The following is a 19,007-nucleotide window of genomic DNA, read 5'->3' as shown; positions in this document are numbered from 1 at the left end:
TGCGCCCGACGCGGGAAGCATGCCTGGTACGCGGCGTCGCGCAGTGCGGCGACCAGACCGGACGTGTCATGGCCGCCGTCGCTGAGGTCAGGCAACTCCGGCGGCCACGCGATCGGCGACTTGGGCCTCGCCGAGGTCCGGAACGTCTGCCGCTGTGGCTCCTTCCACCGCATCCGCGAAGCCGTCGCGGTGAACGCGCAGAAGACCCAGGCCGCGGCCGAACACGGAAAGGAGCATCGTGCTGGACATCGCTGACCAGTTGTCGCGCTGGTGTGAGCAGGGTCGGACCTTCGCTGTCGCGACCGTGGTCGCGGTCCACGGCAGCGCTCCCAGACAACCGGGCGCGGCGCTGGCCGTCGACGTCGACGGCGCCGTCATCGGGAGCGTGTCGGGAGGATGCGTGGAGGCGGCCATCTACGACCTGTGCCGTGAAGCACTGGCGTCCGCCACCTGCACGCTCCAGCGCTTCGGTTACTCGGACGAGGACGCCTTCGCGGTCGGCCTGACCTGCGGCGGAGTGCTGGACATCTTCGTACAGCCCGTCATACCCACCGAGCGCGCGGAGCTGGTGGGGGCCCTGGCCACGGCAGCTGCGGCAGATGCCGTGGCAGTGGCCAGGGTCGTCCGCGGGCCGTCCGACCTGTTGGGTGGGGCGCTGTTCGTACGGGCAGACGGCTCTTGTGCGGGCGGCTTCGGCGATACGGCCCTGGAGGCGACGGCGCGTGCCGAGGTCACTGTGTTCCTGGAGACAGGGCGCACGGGCACGATCGAGATCGGTGCCCGAGGCAGCCGGTGCGGTGAGCCACTGACGCTGTTGGTGGAATCGATCGCTCCAACGCCACGTATGTTGGTCTTCGGTGCCATCGACTTCGCCGCGGCACTCGTACGGATCGGCAAGTACCTCGGCTACCACGTGACCGTGTGCGATGCGCGCCCCCTCTTCGCGACTCCGGCACGCTTTCCGGAAGCGGATGAGGTGGTCGTCGACTGGCCGCACCGCTACTTGGAGTCACAGGTATTGGACGGCCGCACCGTGATCTGCGCGCTCACCCACGACGCCAAGTTCGACATCCCGTTGCTGCAGCGGGCGTTGCGGCTCCCGATCGCCTACATCGGCGCGATGGGTTCGCGTCGGACCCACCTGCAACGGCTGGGGCTCCTCCGAGAGTCCGGTGTCACCGAGGCGGAGCTGGCACGGTTGCACTCGCCAATCGGCCTTGACCTCGGCGCGCATACACCGGAGGAGACAGCCGTGTCGATCGCGGCCGAGATCGTGGCGCACCGCCGGGACGGCAGCGGCCGGCCGCTGACACGCGTCGACGGCCCGATCCACCGCGCCACAACATCGCAGCCGTCAAATCGCCTCATCCTGTGGGGCTCGTAAAGTCATCGCTGCAGGTCAGCACCCACATCCGGGCCTGTCGGCCGCCACTGGCACGCTGCCCGGATGATCATTACGTTGCTCTACCGTGCCACCCGCCGCAACCGCACCGGGCGCCCGCCGACCGCAGCCGCGCTCAGGAAGCCGGTGCTGCGCCTGGCGACGGAGAATCCTCTGTGGGGCCATCGGCGCATCCAAGGAGCACTGACGCGCCTGGGGCACCCGATCGCCCCGTCCATAGTCTGGGAGATCCTGCACGCCGCCGGCATCGACCCGGCACCGCGCAAGTCCGGCCCCGCCTGGCGACAGTTCCTCACCGCACAGGCCGAAGGCATCCTCGCCGCAGACTTCTTCCACATCGACACCGCGCTCGGCAGGCGCATGTACGCGATGGCGTTCCTCGAACACGGCACGCGCAGCCTGCACCCCGCCGACGTCACCCACCACCCCACCGGGGAATGGGCCACGCAGCAGACCCGCAACACTGCCTCCGATCTGGGCACCCGCATGGAGTCCCTGCGCTTCATACTGCGCGACCGCAACACCAGGTACACCGCGCCCTTCGACGCCGTCTTCGCATCCGAGGACATGGATGTCCTGCTCAACGCGCCGCGAGCTCCTCGGATGAACACGCAGTGCGAGCGCGTGATCGGCGCCATCCGACGCGAGGCCCTCGATCACATCCTGGTCATGAACGAGGCCCACGCCCGGCACGTCCTCGCGGAATTTCAAGAGCACTACAACGGGCACCGGCCGCACCAGGCCCGCGATCAACGACCGCCAGACTCCGCCGAGCAGTCTTCCACCTTCCACGGCCCGAACGGCCGCAGACTCCTCCGCACCCGAATCCTCGGCGGAGCAATCAACGAGTACCGATACGCCGCATAACCTGCAGCGATGACTTTTCGAGCCCCACAGGATCGTGCATTCCTAGCCGCGCTCCTCCACCGGCTCCCGCGGCCCAAACTGCGGCAAGCGCGTGGAGACCGGAACCGACGGGCGAGTGGTCTCCTGCTGCATCGGAAACCCCACGCTGCGGCTCCTGTTCGGCTCTGCCGGTCGGCCGCGGCGCACCGGCGCCGACCGGCAGCGGCGCCGCCGACCGTCGGTCCCCGGATCAGTCCTCGATGAACCTAACCGTTACGCTCCGCTGCTGCCCGGAACCGCTGACATAGCCGACCTCGTCCCCTACTTCCCTCCACATCAAAGCCTCTCCCAACGCCGAGTACGGGCTCGGCTTCTCGCCCTCCCCGCCCGGCAGCAGGGCTATCTCGTAGCCCGTGATGCCGTCCTCGTCCTCCACACCCACCAGGCAGCCCGGAGTGATCCGCGCCCCACCCGTGAACGAGGGATCGGGCACCACCTGATCGAGCACGGCCCGAAGGAACGCCTGGCGGTCCCTCAAGGACTCGCGCCGCTTCTCGTGCTCGGCCAGCTGCCCCTTGCGTGAGGACGAGTCGACGGCAACGACCTCCGGGACGGGCAGGTTCAGCGCGTCCTGCACCCGTTCCAGCTCGCGCCTGACCCGCCAGTAGGCGTTTGTCGAGAGCCTGTCGACCTTGATACGGGGTGCGGCCGGTGCAGCCGGGCGATATGGCGCCTTCGCCTGGTCGCGGACCAAGGTCTGCACCTGCTTGCGGGACCGGTCCCTCCCCCTGCCGGTCGCCTTGGGGGTCGGCTTGGGACCCGCCTCGGCAGTCGCCTCAGGGCTCGTCTTCGGCCGCAACAGCTCCGTCGTGCAGCCATGCTTCAGCGCCGCGTCGGAGTTCGGGGAGTGGTGACGTACCAGCGCGCACTGCCGGCCGTCGACCAGGACCGGAACGTCGACCCGGCCTATCGCCGACCGGATCATGGCCTGGACCTCGTCATGGCCCAGCCGGAGCACCAGCCTCCCGTCACGCACGATCTCGACCGCATCGGCGCCGGGGTGACCGGGGGCGCCCGCTTCCGGAAGGAATCGGGCAGAGCCCGTGGCACGTTCTCCCTGGGGCAACCGGCACGAGCTGGGCGACCCTCCGCCCTCACCGTGCACAAATCCGCAGATCGGCGACCAGTCCTGTTCTTTGACTCCTGGCGGGGCGCCAGCAGTGTAACCAGCACACGAACGCGTGGGACGAGTGCCGGCTGGTCAAGGGGCTGGCGCTGCCCTCGCCCACAGGGTGTGCATATCCCGTCATTCCCAGGCGAGTTGACCGCTCGGGGTCCGGGGGCGGGGAGTCGGTACGGCGGCTTCGGTGTGGGTGATGCGGTGAGTGAGGGCGGTGTTGCGGCGCTGGGTGCGGTTGTTGGCGATCGCCCGCTCGACGGCCTCGCTCTGGCCGATGAGCATGACGCCGTTGCGGGCGCGGGTGACGGCGGTGTAGAGCAGGTTGCGCTGGAGCAGCATCATCCCTGCGGCGCTGATCATCGGGACGATGACGTAGGGGTATTCGCTGCCCTGGGAGCGGTGGACGGTCAGCGCGTAGGCATGGACGAGCTCGTCGAGGTCGGTGAAGGGGTAGGTGGCCGTCTCGCCGTCGTGGAAGGTGACCGTGAGCTGGTGGGCTTCGAGGTCGACGCCGGTGATGGTGCCGCTGCTGCCGTTGAAGACCCCGGCTTCGCCGCGGTGGGGGTTGTTGCGGACCTGCTGGATGCGGTCGCCGAGCCGGAAGGCGGCTCCGCCGTGGTATTGCTGGGGCTTGTCGTCGGCCGGAGGGTTGAGAGCCTGCTGAAGACGCAGGTTGAGGTCGGTCATGCCGGCGATGTTCTTCTTGCCGGGGCACAGGACCTGGATGTCCTCCGGGCGGATGGCGAAATGGTGCGGCATGCGGTGGGTGACCAGGTCCACCACGCGCTGGGCGATGCCCTCGGCGGTGGGTACGGGCCGGTTCCAGAACACCTTGGGGTCGTCGTGCGGGAGTTCGCCGCGCAGGATGCGGTGAGCGTTGACGACGATCGCGGCGCTGTCGTCGTGCTGGCGGAAGACCTTGGTGAGCCGGGTGCGCGGGAGGTCCTCGACGTCGAGGAGGTCGCGCAGGACTCGGCCCGGGCCGACGCTGGGCAGTTGGTTGATGTCGCCGACGAGCAGCAGGTGGCAGCCGTCGCGGACGGCGGTGAAGAGGCAGCGGGCCAGGGCGAGGTCGAGCATCGATGCCTCGTCGATGATCACGAGATCCGCGGTCTCCAGGACGCCGGCGTGATCGAAGAGGGAGTCGCCGTCGGGCGGCCGGATCAGCCGGTGCACGGTCATCGCCGCCTGGCCGCAGGTCTCTTCCAGGCGTTTGGCGGCCTTCCCGGTCGGGGCGGCCAGAGCGACGACCGCGCCGGCCTCGTCGGCGACTTCTACCAGGGTGCGCAGGGTGTGGGTCTTGCCGCAGCCGGGGCCGCCGGTCAGGACGGACAGGGGGCTGGTCAGGGCGGTGAGGATCGCCTGGTGCTGCTCGTCGGTCAGCCCAGCAGTCTCCTGGCCGGTCAGCGCGGCCACGCGCGCCGTCCACGGGGCGAGGCCGGCCAGCTCGGAGGTGGATCCGAGCAGCCGCCGTACGTGGAAGGCGAGTTGCGTCTCGTCACGGTGCCGGTGCGGCAGCATGGCAATCTCCATGTCAGAGACCGTGTCGGTGCCGTCCAGCACGGGCAGTGGCAGCGTCTCGGTGACCACCTCGCCCTGACCGCGCAAAGCCTCCAGGGCGTGGCGCAGCACCACGTCGTCGAGGATCTCCGCACTCGCCGGGTCGTCATCGCTCAGCAGATGACGGGTACGGGCGATCAGTACGCGCACCGGCAGATGGCAGTGGCCGCTTGCTCCTGCCTGGTCGAGTTCGTGCAGCAGGGCGGCCTGGAGTCGGGCGTCGCTGTGCTTGGGGATGCCGACAGCGAGCGCGATCTTGTCGGCATTGTGGAAGCCGACGCCGTGGACGTCCCGGCACAACCGGTAGGGGGTACGGCGGATGATGCGCATCGGGTCGTCGTCGGTGTCGGCGTACGCGGTGTAGATCTTCACGGCGAGCGCCGGGGTGATCTGGAGCCCCTGCAGGAACACCATGATCTCGGCGATGGCCTTCTGCTCCTGCCAGGCCGCGGTGATCCGGCCCAGCCGGACCTGGCCGATCCCGTGCACCTCAAGGAGCCGAGGAGGCTCGGCATCGATGATCTTCAGGGTCTGCTCGCCGAAGACGTCCACGATCGCGGAGGCGAGGATCGGCCCGATCCCGCGGATCATGCCCGAGGCGAGATAGAGGCGGATCGCCCGTTCGTCGGCCGGCACCGTCCGCTCGCACCGCTCGGCCTTGAACTGCCGCCCATGGCGCGGATGACAGGTCCATGCCCCGTGCAGCCGCAGACTCTCCCCGGGCCGCACCCCGAAGAGCGCCTTGCCGACCACGGTGACGCTCTCCTCGTCGCCGCCTATCACACCCAGCCGCAGCACCGTGCGCTCGTCATAGCCGACATGCAGCAGATGATCGACCACGCCCTCGACCACATCCGGGGCGTCCAGCGGCACTTGCTCGGACACGCGCACCATCTCCAGGGGTACGTACGGCTACGGATCACATGATGCTGCCGGGGTGCGGCAAGGTCAGCATGCGTCCCGGGGCAGCGGCTTGTCGCGCGCTTGGAGGACTCTCCTCACCCCAACGAGCGACAGAACCGCCAGGCCGAGGCCGTACGACCTGCACAGGAGGAGCGGCGGCCGGGCCGCCACGGGGCGGGCACGCCTCCGGCCGTCGGGCTCGCCGGTAGCCTGCTGCCATGTCCGCCAAGCGCCACCGCACCCCCGCGCCGGCCCCGCCCGCCCCCGACGCGGCAGCCCGGGAACTGGAACAACTCGCGGCCACCTACCCCGGGGACCGCGAGGAGATCCTGCTGGAGGCCGCGGACGCCTGGTGCGAGGCGGGCGAGCACGACCGCGCGCTACGGCTGTACGAGCGGCTCCTCGCTGACGAGTCCACCCACCCGCGCCTGGTGGCCGCCTACCGCATCGGTGCCCTCTTCGACGCCGGACGCGAAGCCGAGGCCCGCGAGGCCGCCCGCGAACTGCGCGGCCAACATCCACACGACGCCCTGGCCTGGCACTACGTCGGCGAGAGCTTCGAGGCCACCGACGACCCCCATACCGCCGCCGACTGGTTCACCGCCGGCATCACCCACGCCCTCGGCCCCACCGCCGACCTGACCGCCGACCTCGTCGAGACAGGGCCGCCCGGCCTCGACATGCTGCTCACCAGCCGCCACCGGGTACGCCGCCTGACCGGCGACAAGCACGACGACTGGGACGCCATCGCAGACCAGGTCCATGCCCAAGGACCCGCCCTCCTGCGCGGCACCCGCTCTCTGGACGAACTGCACAACCCACAACGCCTCTCCCCCGACGAGGACACCGACCTCGACGCTCTGCGCGCCGAGCACACCCGGCTCACCGAGCAGATCCAGCAGCGCCGCGCCGCCCTCCACACGCCCGAGATGACCTGCGCGCTGTTCTGGCCACAGCAAGAGTTCACCCAACTCCTCGAACGCTGGCCCGCGTTCGCCGACGACTACGGCACCGACCACACCCACCACCTGCGCCAGGTCGAACAACTCCTGTGCACCTACTCCGACTCCGGCATGCCCCGCCTGGGCACCGCCCGCGGCACGGTCAACGACTTCACCGCCTACGCCCGCGACGAGAACCAGGACCCCGCCGCCCCGGGCCTGCGCGCCTCCTACGCCGCCGACCTGGCCGCCCGCGGCCAGGCCCACCCCTGGCCGCCGCCCCGCAACGGCCCCTGCTGGTGCGGCGCAGACCGCAAGTACAAGAAGTGCCACGGCAACCCCGCCCTCGCCTGAGCGGAGGCCCACCCCGACGATCTACCGGTGCGCCCGCCCGGCTGCCGCCCGCTCGATGTACTGGGCAGTGACCTCGCACCGGGCGCGCCACCCACAAGGAGCGCCGAGTAGGGGCGTCCCGCGGGCATGCCCGCCGTCACGCCCGGCATGGCGCCCCACAGGCCCAGCCGGCGGCGACACGCGGCGCACCGACGCCCGCCCACCGTGCTGACTCGCTGTTCAGTCCCACCCAGCCCCGATCCAGCCAGCGTACGGAGAACAACAGATGACGACAGATGACGAAACGTCAGAAAATCCAGCACGGATCCAGCCACCGGCACGCCAACGGGGCCGACCCCAACTCGGGCCGACCCCACCTGACCTGCATGTTTGCTAAATCACCGCATCCACACAATGGCGGCCACTAAACGTTGAAGCGGAACATCGATCGCACCCCTGTGACCTGCTAAAACGCTATTTGGGCGCCACGGATCCAGCATGGATCCAGCAGCGGAACGGGAGGACTGAGCCGCCCGTTCTGCGGTCGCGCACACGACAGCGAATCGCCGGTGACACCGCCGTGGGCGACGCTACGGTGCACCATGAGCGTCGCCCACGACCACTACCCTGAGCTCCACGCCCTCGTGGAGCGCCTCACCCCGGACCAGGCCGACGAGGCCCGGCGAGCACTGCTGCGCCTGGTGGAACCGGACGAGACTCCCGCTCCCCGGTTGGCGGCTCTCCCCGTCTTCGATGGCCCCGAGGACCTCAGTGAGCGAGTCGACGACTACTTGTACGGGGAATCCGCCTGACCATGCTCATGATCGACGCAAATGTCCTGGTGGCGGCCATGAACCAGCGGGACAAGCACCATACGCGCATGCGTGACCTGCTCAACAGCCGCTCCGACCCGTTCGTCGTCACCCCGTACGTGGTCACCTACCTCCTGCAGAAGTTCGCCGGGGCTCGAGCGGAGATCCAGTTCATGGAAACCGTCGGCGACGGCCACTACCGACAGGAGGGCATCACCCCGCAGGACACGCAGCGGATCGTCGAGCTGATGCGCCAGTTCCGGGACTTCCCCCTCGGCGCAGCCGACGCCTCCGTGATCGCTGTCGCCGAACGGTTGCGGATCCGCGAGATCGCCACCATCGACGATCATTTCCGCGCCGTCCGCCCACGCGGCATCGACTACTTCACCCTGCCGCCCTGGGTCCCGTGCGTGCCGATAACTTCATCCGTGCAGGTCACTCCTGATCAAGGCCTCAGAGGGCGTTAAGTCCCTTCTCTCCCGGTTCGCGATCGCTCGTTCGTGGTACTGACCGTCGTACAGGCCAGCTGTTCGGCATGCACATGCCGAGATGCGGGGCATGGAGTGAAGACCGTATCCGAGTGACTTATCGGACGAGCAGTGGGCGTTGTCGCGACAGACTGACCCCGGAACGGGCCCGGTCGCTGACGGCGCTCGGCATGCGCTGGACATGAGTAGGCATGCGCTGGGCATGAGAGTGTGACCGGGCGTTCGCGGGCCCTTCGTCCAGTCAGCCGTCCATCTGCCGGAAGCGCGTCTCGGCGAAGGAGAACGCCGTCGGCCGGACGGCGAACGGCGGCTGGAAGGCGTGGTCAAGCTGGGCGGTGAGGCAGATGGCGAACGCCACCGCGGCGCCGACGAAGCACAGACCCACCAGGTTGCGCGGATGGGAGGCGAGCCCGAGCACCGCGGGGAAGGCGATCAGAAAGCCACCGGCCACGAGCAGGGCGACCCAGACGATCCGCGGGAAGCCGGCCCGTACCTCCGCGGCGCGGTCGGCACGGGTCTGGTAGACCGTCGCCAGGTTGGACTGGGCCGCGGACTTCGCCGCTTGCTGCTCCGGTCGCGGCGCGGGTGCCGCGTTGAGCGCCGCTCGTACGCTGTCCAGCGCGTGCCACGCCTCCATGCTGGTGTGGCCCTGGGCGAGTGCGGGGAACTCGACGCTCTTCACGTCGCCGGTATAGCGCTTGAGCAGGGTACGCACCGTGTTCCGGCCAGGGTCGGACAGGCTTCCCGCCGCCCAGTAGGTGTCGGTCAGCGCGCGGGCCTCGTCGTAAGTACGGGCCCGCGCGGTGCTCAGCGTCGACCAGCTGCCGGCCACCTGAAAGCCCGTGAGCAGCACGAACGAACTGAGCAGCACACCGCCGATGAGAGAGAGCGCCTGGCCGCTGAACTCACCGCTCGCTGCGCGCTGGCCGCGTCCGAGGAGCTTGGCGGTGACGAAGGCGAACAGGACGCCGCCGAGCGTGGCGAGAAAGCTGAGGACGTACATGGACATGACATGCTCCGAAGTGTGCGGTTGCGGCCGCAGCGGTCAGCGGCGGCGGCCGACGAAGCCGGAAGAGACCACGGCGGCGATGACGGCGGGAAGGAGAACGGCCGTCATCGTCAGCAGCCACCACGCCCCCGAGTCGTCGGGACGCGGATAGGGGGACTGCTGGACGGCTTGCGGGTTGATCACCCGCCGCGGCGGCTCACCCGGCCGTGGCGAAGGGGGGACGACGTTCACCGGTGCGTTGACGGCGGGCGGGGAGACGGCGGGGCCGGGCCGCACCGGGCGGACGTGCCGCACCGGCTGACGAGGCGGGACGGGCCGCACGGGCACGGGATGCCGCGGCGGCTGAGGCGGGGGTGAAGGGCTGGTCGGGGGCGGGACCGGTCTCGGCGCGGGCGGCACGGGAGGCTGCGGGGGCCGGGGTGGAGGGCCGCCCCGTCGGGCGCACCGACCGCCGACCGCGACGGACAATCCGCTTCCCGTCGGTCCGCCACGGCCGGGGACACCCCCGTCGCCCTCAACGACCACGATGGACAACACCATGCGCCCGTCGCCGTCGCAGATCCTCACGACGACCGCGCACCCGGAGCCGCCCGAGGGGGCGCGCGAGCATCCGAGCGACACATGGACCCCAGGACCCGAGCCGTGGAGTACGCCGCCGGATCCGCCGTATGCCGCCTGAGGTCCGGGCAGGACGCCTACGGGGCTGTCCGGACCTGGCGTGCCGGACTCCTGAGCCGGAGGAGCACCGGGCGTGCCGGTCGCGTGAGCCGGAAGAGCACCGGCCACGCTGACCACCACACCCAGCAGCACCGCGGCGGCGAACCGCCGTCCGTGGCCGCCGTCAGGCGCCCGCACCACGCGGGGTGCGGGACTCGGCGCCGCCAAGGGGCTCGCCATAGCCAGAGGGCTCGCCACCGCCGTCGGCGCGACCGACGGCGGCGGGCGATGGGGAGGGCACCTCAACGGTCGTTCACTTCCAGGCTGGTGCGGACCGCGCTTTCCAGCGCGCCCTCGATCCAGGCAGGTTTGAGACTGGTGTGCTCGCCAGCGAAGTGGACGCGTCCTTCCACGGTCCGGGTGGCGGCGTGGTGCTCGTGGAGCTGTCCCGGGGTGAAGATGACCGCCTCTCCCAGGGCGTAACGGGCCCGTGTCCAGGACTGGGTGGCCCCCACGCCGGTGAACTCGCGCCGCACCTGCGGGCCGAACATCCGCTCCAGGTTGTCCAGCGCGAACGCGTACCGTTCGCCCTCGGTGAGCGAGTCCCAGCGCATGGCGTCGTCCGACCAGGTGTAGGAGGCGAGAACCACCCCGCCCCGCGACCCCTCGACCAGGGACGGGAAGTAGGTGAAGCGGTTGGGGCTGTCGGAGACGCAACCGCCGCCGGTGAAGCCCTGGGCGCCCTTCTCCCAAAAGCGGGTCTTGAACTCCAGCAGCACCTTCGTCGCCGAGTCGTAGTGCAGTTCGGTGATGGCGCGCCGCTTCGGGTAGGACAGGGCCGGCTGGAAGTGGCAGAACCGCAGTGCGGAAAAGGGCGCGGTGACGATCGCGTAATCGGCTTCGAATGTCTGGACCGGGGCGTTGGGCGCGCCGTCACAGGACTCCTCGCTGCCGGTTTCTGCGGTCGTCTCGATCCGCACGCCCCTGGGCGTCTGGGTGAGTTTGGTCATCCGCCGGTTGAAGCGGATGACGCCGCTCAACGACTCGGTGAGCTTGTCGGTCAGGGACGCCGTTCCCCCCTCCAGTTCCCAGTAACGGGAGGTCGGATTGATGATGGCGCGGTCCATCAGCGTCGGGATGAGCGAATAGTGCAGCCGCGAGGTCATGTTCTCCAGCGTCCCGGCGGCCTCGACCTTGGCCAGCTCCCAGCCGGCGTGCTCGACGAGGAAGCGGTGCGTGGAGTAGTTGTCGAAGTCGTCGATGACCTTGGCCCATCCGGCGATCTGGGTGTCGATGCCGCCGGTCTGCGCGACCGTCACCGGCTTCAGCGCCTCGTCGACGGCCGCGGACAGGGTGGTGGCCACCGAGGTCCCGAACGAGCGGTTGACCGCGCCCGGCGCGTGGGCGTAGTCGCCGCGCGACACGCGCAATCCGTTGACCTGGATGAGGCTGCGCATGGTGGCCGCCGGCGCACGGAAATCCGTCGGCCGGCCGTTGCTCCAGATCTCCCCGGTGAACGACTTGTAGACCACCGGCGGAACGGTCCCGACGCCGCGGGCGCCGGGGGCGACGTCCGCGTTGTAGAAAAGGTGCCGTTTGACGCCGAGCTTGTCGGCGAGCGCCAGCACCATCGGATGGAAATCCGGGAGCCGCATGGCCCCCGCCTCGGCGTGCAATGCCTTGTTGGAGAAAACACCCCGGAAGGTCTTGATGCGACCGCCCGTGCGGTTTCCATTGGCTTCGACGATGACGACGTGGTGACCGGCTCCCTTGAGCAGGGCGGCGGCGACCAGTCCGGAAATTCCGGCCCCGACGATGAGGATTTTCTTCGGATGGGTCGTTTTGGGAAGGCCGTGGTCGATGAGGATCCGCAGATAGCGAAGTTTCAGATCCTCTCCGCGGTCCCCTACCAGAAGGAGTTTACGGGCGAGGTCGCGACTGGTATCCGTGGCCCGGTCGGCGGCCCTGGCCACGGAGAGGGCGTTGAGTGAGGAAGTGGCGGCGGCGGTCCCGGCGGCGAGGGCTGCGGCGGCGCCGAGGAATCCGCGCCGCCCCGTCCCCTGAGACGTTTCAGATGTCACGACGAATACGCTAGGCGGGCGCCCGGGTACCTGTCATCGGCGCGGAACCAATATGGCAGGAATTCGCCATCACCCCCGGTCAAACCTTAATAAGGATAATCATCCTTGCAATTCGAATTGCCCTTCCTCCCGACGGCTACGGTACTTCACGCACAAACTCGGACGGCATCTGCAGAAACGTCGCGAGCACGACGGATTTCTCCGTGAGATGACACACCGGAGGCTCGCGCGAGCCCGCCGTTCACCGGTGTGCGGGCAGTCGGATCCCGAAGCAAGCCCCGCGTACGCCGGGTTCTCGCAGGCGCGACGACGACATCAAGCCATCGGTCGACGACGACCGGCGCACGGCCGCGCCGCACGGCGGACGAGGTGAACGCCCTCGCCCCGCCCGAAGTCCGGTCGGCCGTGCAGCGGTTGTGCGCCGCCGTGGCTGAAACCGCGCTCCGCCCGAACGACGCGGCAAGCAGAGCGATCCGGGTCCGGCGTGCGTGCTGTCGGCGATCACGGCGAAGACGTACAGCGTCGCACCGTTCAAGGCGTGGCGGTGAAGAAGTCGCAGGCCAAGATCGCGTGGGCTTGGCCTCGCAAGAACGCGGCCCAGGTCTGACGGTCACGTTCGGGCGCCAACCCGCCCTGACCAGCTGATCAGCACCTCCCGCACAGCGGGGGAACCTCAACGAGAAGATGCAACTGCCGCAGCCTGGGCCTGGGGAGCCGGTGGAGGAGCGCGGCCAGGAAAGCGCGGTCCGCCAGGGTGACGCGCGGCCTGTCGATCTGCCGCTGCAGAACAGTCAACTGGTGACGCAGCATCAATATCTCGATGTCCTTGTCCACAGCGCTCATCGGCAGCAGCCATATGAGGGCGAACACGCTCGACACGGCGAGGTACGGCAGCGCAACAGCACGATCCACCACCCTGACAGGCCCACCCAGCGATCAACGGCCGTTCGCGAGGATCTGCAGGTCACAGGCCATGGATGGAGTTTTCGGCACCCGCACCGTCCATACCCGCATCGAGGAAGTAGAGGTACTTGGTGAAGAACGCAGGCCCGAGCCCCTGCACCGCTCCGTTCAGAACGCGATAGGCCCCGACGGCGCCCTCCTCTCGAAAAGCGTGACCGGCCTGCGCCAGCACATCGCCGACTCCCGACGTCCCCAGGATCTCCTTCAAGCGGTACGGACCGTAGCCAGTTCTGCCCTGCCCCCACACGTACGATGCCACCAAGGCCTCGGCCCAGTCCTCGCGCGCCAGAGTCTCCCGTACCGCTGCAACGACCCGCTCGCGACTGACCGTACAAATCTGGGCACAGGCTCGCTCGGCCAATCGCGCTGGCCACGGCTCGATGGCCGACCAGTGAGCAGGGACGTACTCCACAGCGTGCCCGCCGGTGCCGACGGCGTATCGAGCGCCGGCCCCATTCAGCCACGCGACCAACGCGGTGACCGCTGCGGTCGGCAACGGCCGTCGCAGCATCTCCCCATCCAGTACGTCCGCAAGATCCTGCCGTCCCACCAGCGACTCCCCTCCGACAAGATGCTCCCAGCAGCAGGGTCTGATCCACGTCACGAGCAACTTACTCGCTGATGTCTAAGCGAACCCGACAGACGATGAAGTGCGCGACCCCGCACAGCCCGCCTCAGGCCTGAACGCGCCGGGCAGCTCGATGTCTCATGAGCCCACCGGATCCCCTGCGGCGACGCCCGTTCCGGGCGGAAAATGGTTGCGGTTGCTGCCTGTTGACGCCGTGATGTCTGTGACCTTCGAGATCGTTCATGAGCCGGGCGCGGGGAGCCAGCCAACGGGCGCCTTCAATGTTGCTTCGAGCACGAGGATGAGACTTCCCATCAGCCCTTTGGCTCCCACAGGCAGCAGCTGCCCGGGAACCGAGGAGGCAGTGGTGCTCGAAGAGACTCAGGACACGGAAGAGATCATCGAGCGGGTGGCCGCGCTCGACATCGGCAAGGCCGAGGTCGTGTGCTGCACCCGGGTTCCCCGCGATGGGTCGCCGGGGCGGCGCATGCAGGAGGTCGTGACCTATCCGACGATGACCCGCTCCCTGCTGAGGATGTCGGACCATCTGCGCTGCCTGGGGGTGACCCGGGTGGTGATGGAGGCCACGTCCGACTACTGGCGGCCCGCGTTCTACATCCTGGAGGCGGCCGGCTTCGAGGTGTGGCTGGTCAACGCGAAGGACGTCAAGCACCTGCCAGGGCGCCCCAAGACCGACAAACTCGACGCGGTCTGGCTGGCCAAGATCGCCGAGCGGCAGATGATCCGCCCCAGCTTCGTACCGCCCCGCGAGATCCGCGCGTTACGGGACCTCACTCGATATCGCACCGACCTGGTGGCGGCACGCACCAGCGAGAAGCAACGCGTGGAGAAGCTCCTGGAGGACGCCCAGATCAAGCTCAGCACCGTGGCCAGCGACGTCTTCGGTTCGTCGGGCCGGGACATGCTCGCCGCGCTCATCGCCGGCGAGCGTGACCCCAAGATCCTGGCCTGTACGCCCGCCAGCGCCTGCGCGCCAAGCTCACCGCGCTGGAGGAGGCGTTCACCGGCAAGTTCACCGACCACCACGCGTTCCTGCTCACCAAGATGCTCGGCCGCATCGACGCCATCGACGCCGACATCACCGCACTGGACACACGGATCGGCGCCGAGGTCGCCCCCTACGCCGACGCCATCGCCCGGCTGAGCGAGATCCCCGGCATCAACCCGATTGCCGCCCGCGTGATCATCGCCGAGATCGGGCTGAACATGACGCGCTTCCCCACCGCCGCCCACCTCGCCTCCTGGGCGAAGTTCGCGCCCAGCGTCAAGGAGTCCGCAGGGAAGAAGAAGGGCCGGGGCAACACCGGCCACGGCAACTCCTACCTGGCGCGAGTCCTGGGCAACTGCGCCACCGCCGCCGGCAAGACCGACACCTTCCTGGGCGAGCGCTACCGCCGCATCGGCCGCCGCCGCGGCAGGAAGAAGGCCCTGGTCGCAGTCGGCCGCTCTCTCCTGGTCGTGATCTGGCACCTGCTCTCGACCCCAGACACCGCTTCCGGGACCTGGGATCCGACTACTACGACACCCGCATCGACCCCGAACGCCGCAAGCGCAACCACATCCGCCAACTCGAGGCCCTTGGCTTCACCGTCATCCTGGAGCCCGCCGCATAACGAGGGCACGGTTCGGCCCGTCGTACTTCGCTCACAGGCCGCTGACGCGCGCCTCGCGGTCGGTCCATTTTCGGATGAGACATGCAGATCGTGGAGAACACTTCGCCGGCGTCCATTCGGAATCTGCCCCGTGGCAGTCGTAGCCGAGATCCTTCTCGGTGTAGGCGCTACCGCTGCTGTCGCCCACATGGCAAATGGCGGGTCGAGGAGGTCGACTTGCCCCTTTTCAGCGTGTCGCCGCAGACGTCGGTGATGGCCAGCAGTTGGCCAACGTCGTCGAACGTCGAGGTGGAGTGGCCGGTGTCGGGGATGTCAGTCGTGATGGCTGCTCCAGGTAGTCAGCGTGTCAGGTCGGCTCGCCTCGTCCGCCGAGGAGAGCCCGGTCGCTCAGCCGCCGAAGAGGGCGACCAGATTGATGAAGACCCCGTCCTGCATCACATGGTTCTCGCCTCCAAGCGGGCTTTGCCCCCGGGACGCCGACGACTGTCTTCCTCCGGACCGTCCAGGGGCTCAGCCACGCCAACACGATTCCGGCCGTACCCACCGAAGTCCGGGACCCGCGGGGTGGGACGAGGGTCGGGAGGATGACGTACGCTGCGACCGTACGACGAGCCCACGGGGACCCGGCGTCGGCCGCGGCGACCGAGCGCATCGGAGGCGATTGCCTTGCTCACGCTGGATCTGCACCCGATCTTCCGCAACAATCGCGACATCGATGTCGCGCTGCGCCAGACCCTCTTCAAGGCGGCCGCCACCGGGATCGACGTCGTGCAGATCATCCCGGGCAAGGGGACAGGCCAGCTGAAGAAGCGGGTGCTGGCCGTGCTGGCGCAGAAGCACATCAAAAAGCTCTACGTCCGCGTGGAGACGGATGCGACCAATGTCGGCCGGGTCCTGGTCCACCTCCGATGACTCCGCCGGCGGACGCGACGGACACCGTGCGCTGGTGGAGCCGCAGGGGTCACGCGGGGCCGGCGATCGTCACGGGGTGGCAGGCCACGGCTTCGGCCCGCCACTGGAGCGGCCAGATCCTCCGAGGCAACGGCGGGGTGGGCTGAGCGCTACGACCGACGGCGGGGCATGCCGAGCCTGCCGCTCCTTGGGGTGCCGGAACCGGTCCGGGAACCCTTGGCCGTCCAAGTCCCGGCGGCCTTGCCCCCCGACATTCCGGCCTTGCGCCTGCCGATAACTCATCCGCCCAGGTCTGCGGGTGCCGATAATTCGTCCGTCCAGGTCAGGGCCCTGGCTCCCGCGCTCCGACCGCGTCCGCTGATCGCGTCAGAGGCTTCGCCGGCACCGGGCATCGACGGCATCATGGCCTCTCGTGCTGCTACGCCTGGTCTATCTCGCGGCCACGAACACCTTCGCGCTCCTGCTCCTGCGCCTGCTGCCGATGAGCGACCGGGACAAAGACATCGAGAGCCTTGTCCTGCGGCATCAACTGCTCATATCTGCAACGCCAGGTCGGCAAAGCAAGCCCACGTTCACGGACACCGACCGCGCTGTCCTCGTCGGCCGCTCCACCACCTCCCGAGTGAGAAGCTGCGCCAGCTCCTGCTGTTGGTACGCCCGGACACAATCATGTGGCGGCATCGCAACCTGCTCAAGCGACGACATGCCGCCACCTGCGTACCGAAGCGGCGCGGACGCCCACCCACGGTCCGGTCGATCCACACCCTGGTCCTGCGCCTGGCTCACGAGAATTCCTCGTGGGGCTATCGCCGGATCCGCGGCGAGCTCGCGGCGCTGGGCATCAAGGTCGCCGCCTCCACCGTCTGGGAGATCCTCCGCGAGCACGGCATCCCACCCGCGCCCGAACGGCAGAGCACGACCTGGGCCGACTTCCTGCGCAGCCAGGCCGACGCGCTGCTCGCCTGCGACCCCTTCGAGACCCGCACCCTGACCGGGGCGCGTCTGTACGTCTTCGCCGTCATCGGGCACGCCACCCGGCGCATCCGGATCCTGGGCGCCACCGCTCACCCCACCGCGGACTGGATCGTGCAGCTCGGACGCAATCTCCTCATGGACCTCGAGGACGCGGGCAGCCAGGCCCGATTCCTGATCCGCGACCGCGACTCGAAGTTCACGCAGGCCTTCGACGCCCTGCTGGCCGACGCCGGACTGACAGTCGTCACCACCGGCATACAGATACCCCGAATGAGCTCCATCGTGGAGCGCTGGATACAGACCTACCGCAGGAAGCTCCTGAACCGCACCTTGATCTGGAACCAGAGCCACCTCCTGCGTGCGCCCCACGAGTTCGAGACCTTCTACAACTGGCATCGGCCGCATCGAGCCCTGGACCAAGTCGCACCGCTCCGACCGCTACCCGAACCGATCAGCGTGCCAGCACGGATCAGGTACCTGGAGGTCCGCCGACGAGACCGACTCAGCCCAACCCTTCATGAGTACCAACGTGCCGCTTGACCAGGCCGGATGATGTATCGGCACCCGCACCCTTGACCGTGTACTCGTGGTAGTAGCCGGTGCCCTCGCAGGTGGCACCGGTGTCGGTGAGCGTGAAAGGTGCCGACCCGTTGTCAATGAAGGCAAGTACGGCCGAGCCAACGGCGATGACGACGATCGCGAGGGTGGAACCACAACCCGGGGTGAGGGCAAGGGTCCGTACGCGGCTTCCGGCAGGCGCATCGTCCGCGGCTTCCGGCTGCTGCCGGTCCCGACCCGAAGGTTCAGCTCCGGACCGGCGACAGCTCCCAGACATCATTCCTGCCCGTTACCCGTTGAGCCGCAACGTCCACACAACCGTCATCTCACCCGTGATGGCCCCGTCCTCGCGCTGTATGGCGATGCCCACCGGAAACTCCGGCCGCCCGCCCGCGTCGAGCTCGGCAATGACCTCGGCCGCCGGGCGGCGCAGGGTCGCCGTGGCCGTCACCGGCCCCATGGCCAGCTTCTTGTAGTCGATCTCGGCCCGCACCGCGAGCGGCACCGCACGAGAGAGCTGGTCGCCGAAGGCTTTGAGCACGATGGCACCGCTGGCGGACTCAGCCAAGGTGAACATGGCGCCCGCATGGGGGCCGCCAATGTGATTGTGGAAGTCCGGCTGGTCCGGGAGCCGGAGCACTGCCCGCTCCGGGGTGACCTCGACGAACTCCAGGTTCAAGGTCCGCACCATCGGAACAGCGGCGGCCAGCATTTCGCCCATCGAGGCGCTTTCAACTGTCATGAGTGAGATGTTACCGGTGAGTAGTAGGGCTGACCAGCCCTTCGCGCTCCGCCCCGGCCCGAAAGAAGCCCTTAGGGTCACGCACCCGCTCCACAATCGGATTCTTCAACTCGACACGGAACGCGGGCGTGTGGGTATGGGTCGTTACGCTCCGGCGCGCGGCCCTCCGACGTGGTCGTGAAAGTCGCTCTGGTCCGACAGGGCCACCGCGGCCTTCTCCGGTGTGGTCTCCATGAACTCGAGGTTCAGCGTCCGGGCCATCGGCACCGTGGCGGCGAGCATCTCGCCGATCGTCATCCGGTCTGCGCTCATACCTGCACGTTACCCACGAGTAGATAATCTTGACAGGCACCCACCGGTCGATCTCCGTCGCCGCGTGTGAAGAAATCGAAAAAGTGCGCCCCCGATTCCTGACCGGTACATGGCTGACGAGCTCCGGTGAC

Annotated in this window: 17 protein-coding genes and 1 pseudogene; 9 read left to right on the top strand and 9 right to left on the bottom strand. The window is 68.7% G+C overall.

The window, feature by feature from the left end:
- Positions 1 to 238: 238 nt before the first annotated feature.
- A complete protein-coding gene (locus SMIR_RS33545; RefSeq protein ID WP_212727753.1) occupies positions 239 to 1,384 on the top strand; it encodes an XdhC family protein in 1,146 nt (381 codons plus the stop codon).
- A gap of 63 nt (positions 1,385 to 1,447) precedes the next feature.
- Positions 1,448 to 2,269: an integrase core domain-containing protein gene (locus SMIR_RS33540; RefSeq protein WP_212727752.1), complete on the top strand. Its 822-nt coding sequence runs from the start codon at positions 1,448 to 1,450 to the stop codon at positions 2,267 to 2,269.
- Between the two features lie 229 nt (positions 2,270 to 2,498).
- Here SMIR_RS33540 and SMIR_RS33535 read toward each other — a convergent pair whose 3' ends face one another.
- Both SMIR_RS33535 and recD2 read right to left on the bottom strand, forming a co-directional pair.
- Positions 2,499 to 3,284 (bottom strand): GreA/GreB family elongation factor, encoded by a 786-nt coding sequence (locus SMIR_RS33535; protein ID WP_212727751.1) that lies wholly within the window; start codon positions 3,282 to 3,284, stop codon positions 2,499 to 2,501.
- 270 nt (positions 3,285 to 3,554) lie between these two features.
- Positions 3,555 to 5,873: an SF1B family DNA helicase RecD2 gene (gene recD2, locus SMIR_RS33530; protein WP_212727750.1), complete on the bottom strand. Its 2,319-nt coding sequence runs from the start codon at positions 5,871 to 5,873 to the stop codon at positions 3,555 to 3,557.
- Positions 5,874 to 6,109: 236 nt separating this feature from the next.
- Between recD2 and SMIR_RS33525 the strand changes: the two genes are divergently transcribed.
- The 3 genes from SMIR_RS33525 (at position 6,110) to SMIR_RS33515 (ending at position 8,444) form a co-directional block, all read left to right on the top strand.
- Positions 6,110 to 7,186 (top strand): SEC-C domain-containing protein, encoded by a 1,077-nt coding sequence (locus SMIR_RS33525; RefSeq protein WP_212727749.1) that lies wholly within the window; start codon positions 6,110 to 6,112, stop codon positions 7,184 to 7,186.
- Between the two features lie 581 nt (positions 7,187 to 7,767).
- Complete coding sequence (locus tag SMIR_RS33520; RefSeq protein ID WP_168489895.1) at positions 7,768 to 7,977, top strand: hypothetical protein; 210 nt, start codon at positions 7,768 to 7,770, stop codon at positions 7,975 to 7,977.
- 8 nt (positions 7,978 to 7,985) lie between these two features.
- Complete coding sequence (locus SMIR_RS33515; RefSeq protein ID WP_212727748.1) at positions 7,986 to 8,444, top strand: type II toxin-antitoxin system VapC family toxin; 459 nt, start codon at positions 7,986 to 7,988, stop codon at positions 8,442 to 8,444.
- Positions 8,445 to 8,706: 262 nt separating this feature from the next.
- Here SMIR_RS33515 and SMIR_RS33510 read toward each other — a convergent pair whose 3' ends face one another.
- The 5 genes from SMIR_RS33510 to SMIR_RS33490 form a co-directional block, all read right to left on the bottom strand.
- Positions 8,707 to 9,474, bottom strand: a complete 768-nt coding sequence (locus SMIR_RS33510) for a bestrophin-like domain (protein WP_248002847.1) — start codon at positions 9,472 to 9,474, stop codon at positions 8,707 to 8,709.
- Between the two features lie 36 nt (positions 9,475 to 9,510).
- The gene (locus SMIR_RS33505) at positions 9,511 to 9,768 is read right to left on the bottom strand and encodes a hypothetical protein (protein ID WP_168489897.1); all 258 of its coding nucleotides are present in this window, start codon (positions 9,766 to 9,768) and stop codon (positions 9,511 to 9,513) included.
- A 665-nt stretch (positions 9,769 to 10,433) separates the two neighbouring features.
- The gene (locus SMIR_RS33500; RefSeq protein ID WP_212727747.1) at positions 10,434 to 12,212 is read right to left on the bottom strand and encodes a flavin monoamine oxidase family protein; all 1,779 of its coding nucleotides are present in this window, start codon (positions 12,210 to 12,212) and stop codon (positions 10,434 to 10,436) included.
- Positions 12,213 to 12,857: 645 nt separating this feature from the next.
- Positions 12,858 to 13,124 carry a hypothetical protein gene (locus SMIR_RS33495; RefSeq protein WP_168489899.1) on the bottom strand — a complete coding sequence of 89 codons (267 nt, stop codon included), beginning with the start codon at positions 13,122 to 13,124 and terminating at the stop codon, positions 12,858 to 12,860.
- A 52-nt stretch (positions 13,125 to 13,176) separates the two neighbouring features.
- The gene (locus SMIR_RS33490) at positions 13,177 to 13,725 is read right to left on the bottom strand and encodes an 8-oxoguanine DNA glycosylase OGG fold protein (RefSeq protein WP_168489900.1); all 549 of its coding nucleotides are present in this window, start codon (positions 13,723 to 13,725) and stop codon (positions 13,177 to 13,179) included.
- A gap of 385 nt (positions 13,726 to 14,110) precedes the next feature.
- On the opposite strand from SMIR_RS33490, the gene SMIR_RS43745 reads away from it, so the two are divergent.
- The 4 genes and pseudogenes from SMIR_RS43745 to SMIR_RS33475 all read left to right on the top strand — a co-directional run bounded on the left by SMIR_RS43745 (position 14,111) and on the right by SMIR_RS33475 (position 17,804).
- Positions 14,111 to 14,908, top strand: a complete 798-nt coding sequence (locus SMIR_RS43745; protein ID WP_249938508.1) for an IS110 family transposase — start codon at positions 14,111 to 14,113, stop codon at positions 14,906 to 14,908.
- Entirely contained in the window at positions 14,809 to 15,630 is an 822-nt protein-coding gene (locus SMIR_RS43740; protein ID WP_249938507.1) for a transposase, read from the top strand. Before SMIR_RS43745 ends, SMIR_RS43740 begins: the two co-directional genes overlap by 100 nt.
- Positions 15,631 to 16,043: 413 nt before the next feature.
- Positions 16,044 to 16,289: a Smr/MutS family protein gene (locus SMIR_RS33480; protein WP_075032492.1), complete on the top strand. Its 246-nt coding sequence runs from the start codon at positions 16,044 to 16,046 to the stop codon at positions 16,287 to 16,289.
- Positions 16,290 to 16,701: 412 nt separating this feature from the next.
- A pseudogene (locus tag SMIR_RS33475) lies at positions 16,702 to 17,804 on the top strand (integrase core domain-containing protein).
- Positions 17,805 to 18,111: 307 nt separating this feature from the next.
- Here the strand turns inward: SMIR_RS33475 and SMIR_RS33470 are convergent.
- Together SMIR_RS33470 and SMIR_RS33465 are read right to left on the bottom strand one after the other, a co-directional pair.
- Positions 18,112 to 18,564: a DUF4442 domain-containing protein gene (locus SMIR_RS33470; protein WP_075032493.1), complete on the bottom strand. Its 453-nt coding sequence runs from the start codon at positions 18,562 to 18,564 to the stop codon at positions 18,112 to 18,114.
- A 144-nt stretch (positions 18,565 to 18,708) separates the two neighbouring features.
- Positions 18,709 to 18,876 carry a hypothetical protein gene (locus SMIR_RS33465; protein ID WP_422664480.1) on the bottom strand — a complete coding sequence of 56 codons (168 nt, stop codon included), beginning with the start codon at positions 18,874 to 18,876 and terminating at the stop codon, positions 18,709 to 18,711.
- Positions 18,877 to 19,007: the final 131 nt, after the last annotated feature.

Source organism: Streptomyces mirabilis, from assembly GCF_018310535.1.
Taxonomy (GTDB): domain Bacteria; phylum Actinomycetota; class Actinomycetes; order Streptomycetales; family Streptomycetaceae; genus Streptomyces.
The sequence above is the reverse complement of the archived record's forward strand: the minus strand, read 5'-3'. Positions and strand labels throughout refer to the sequence as shown.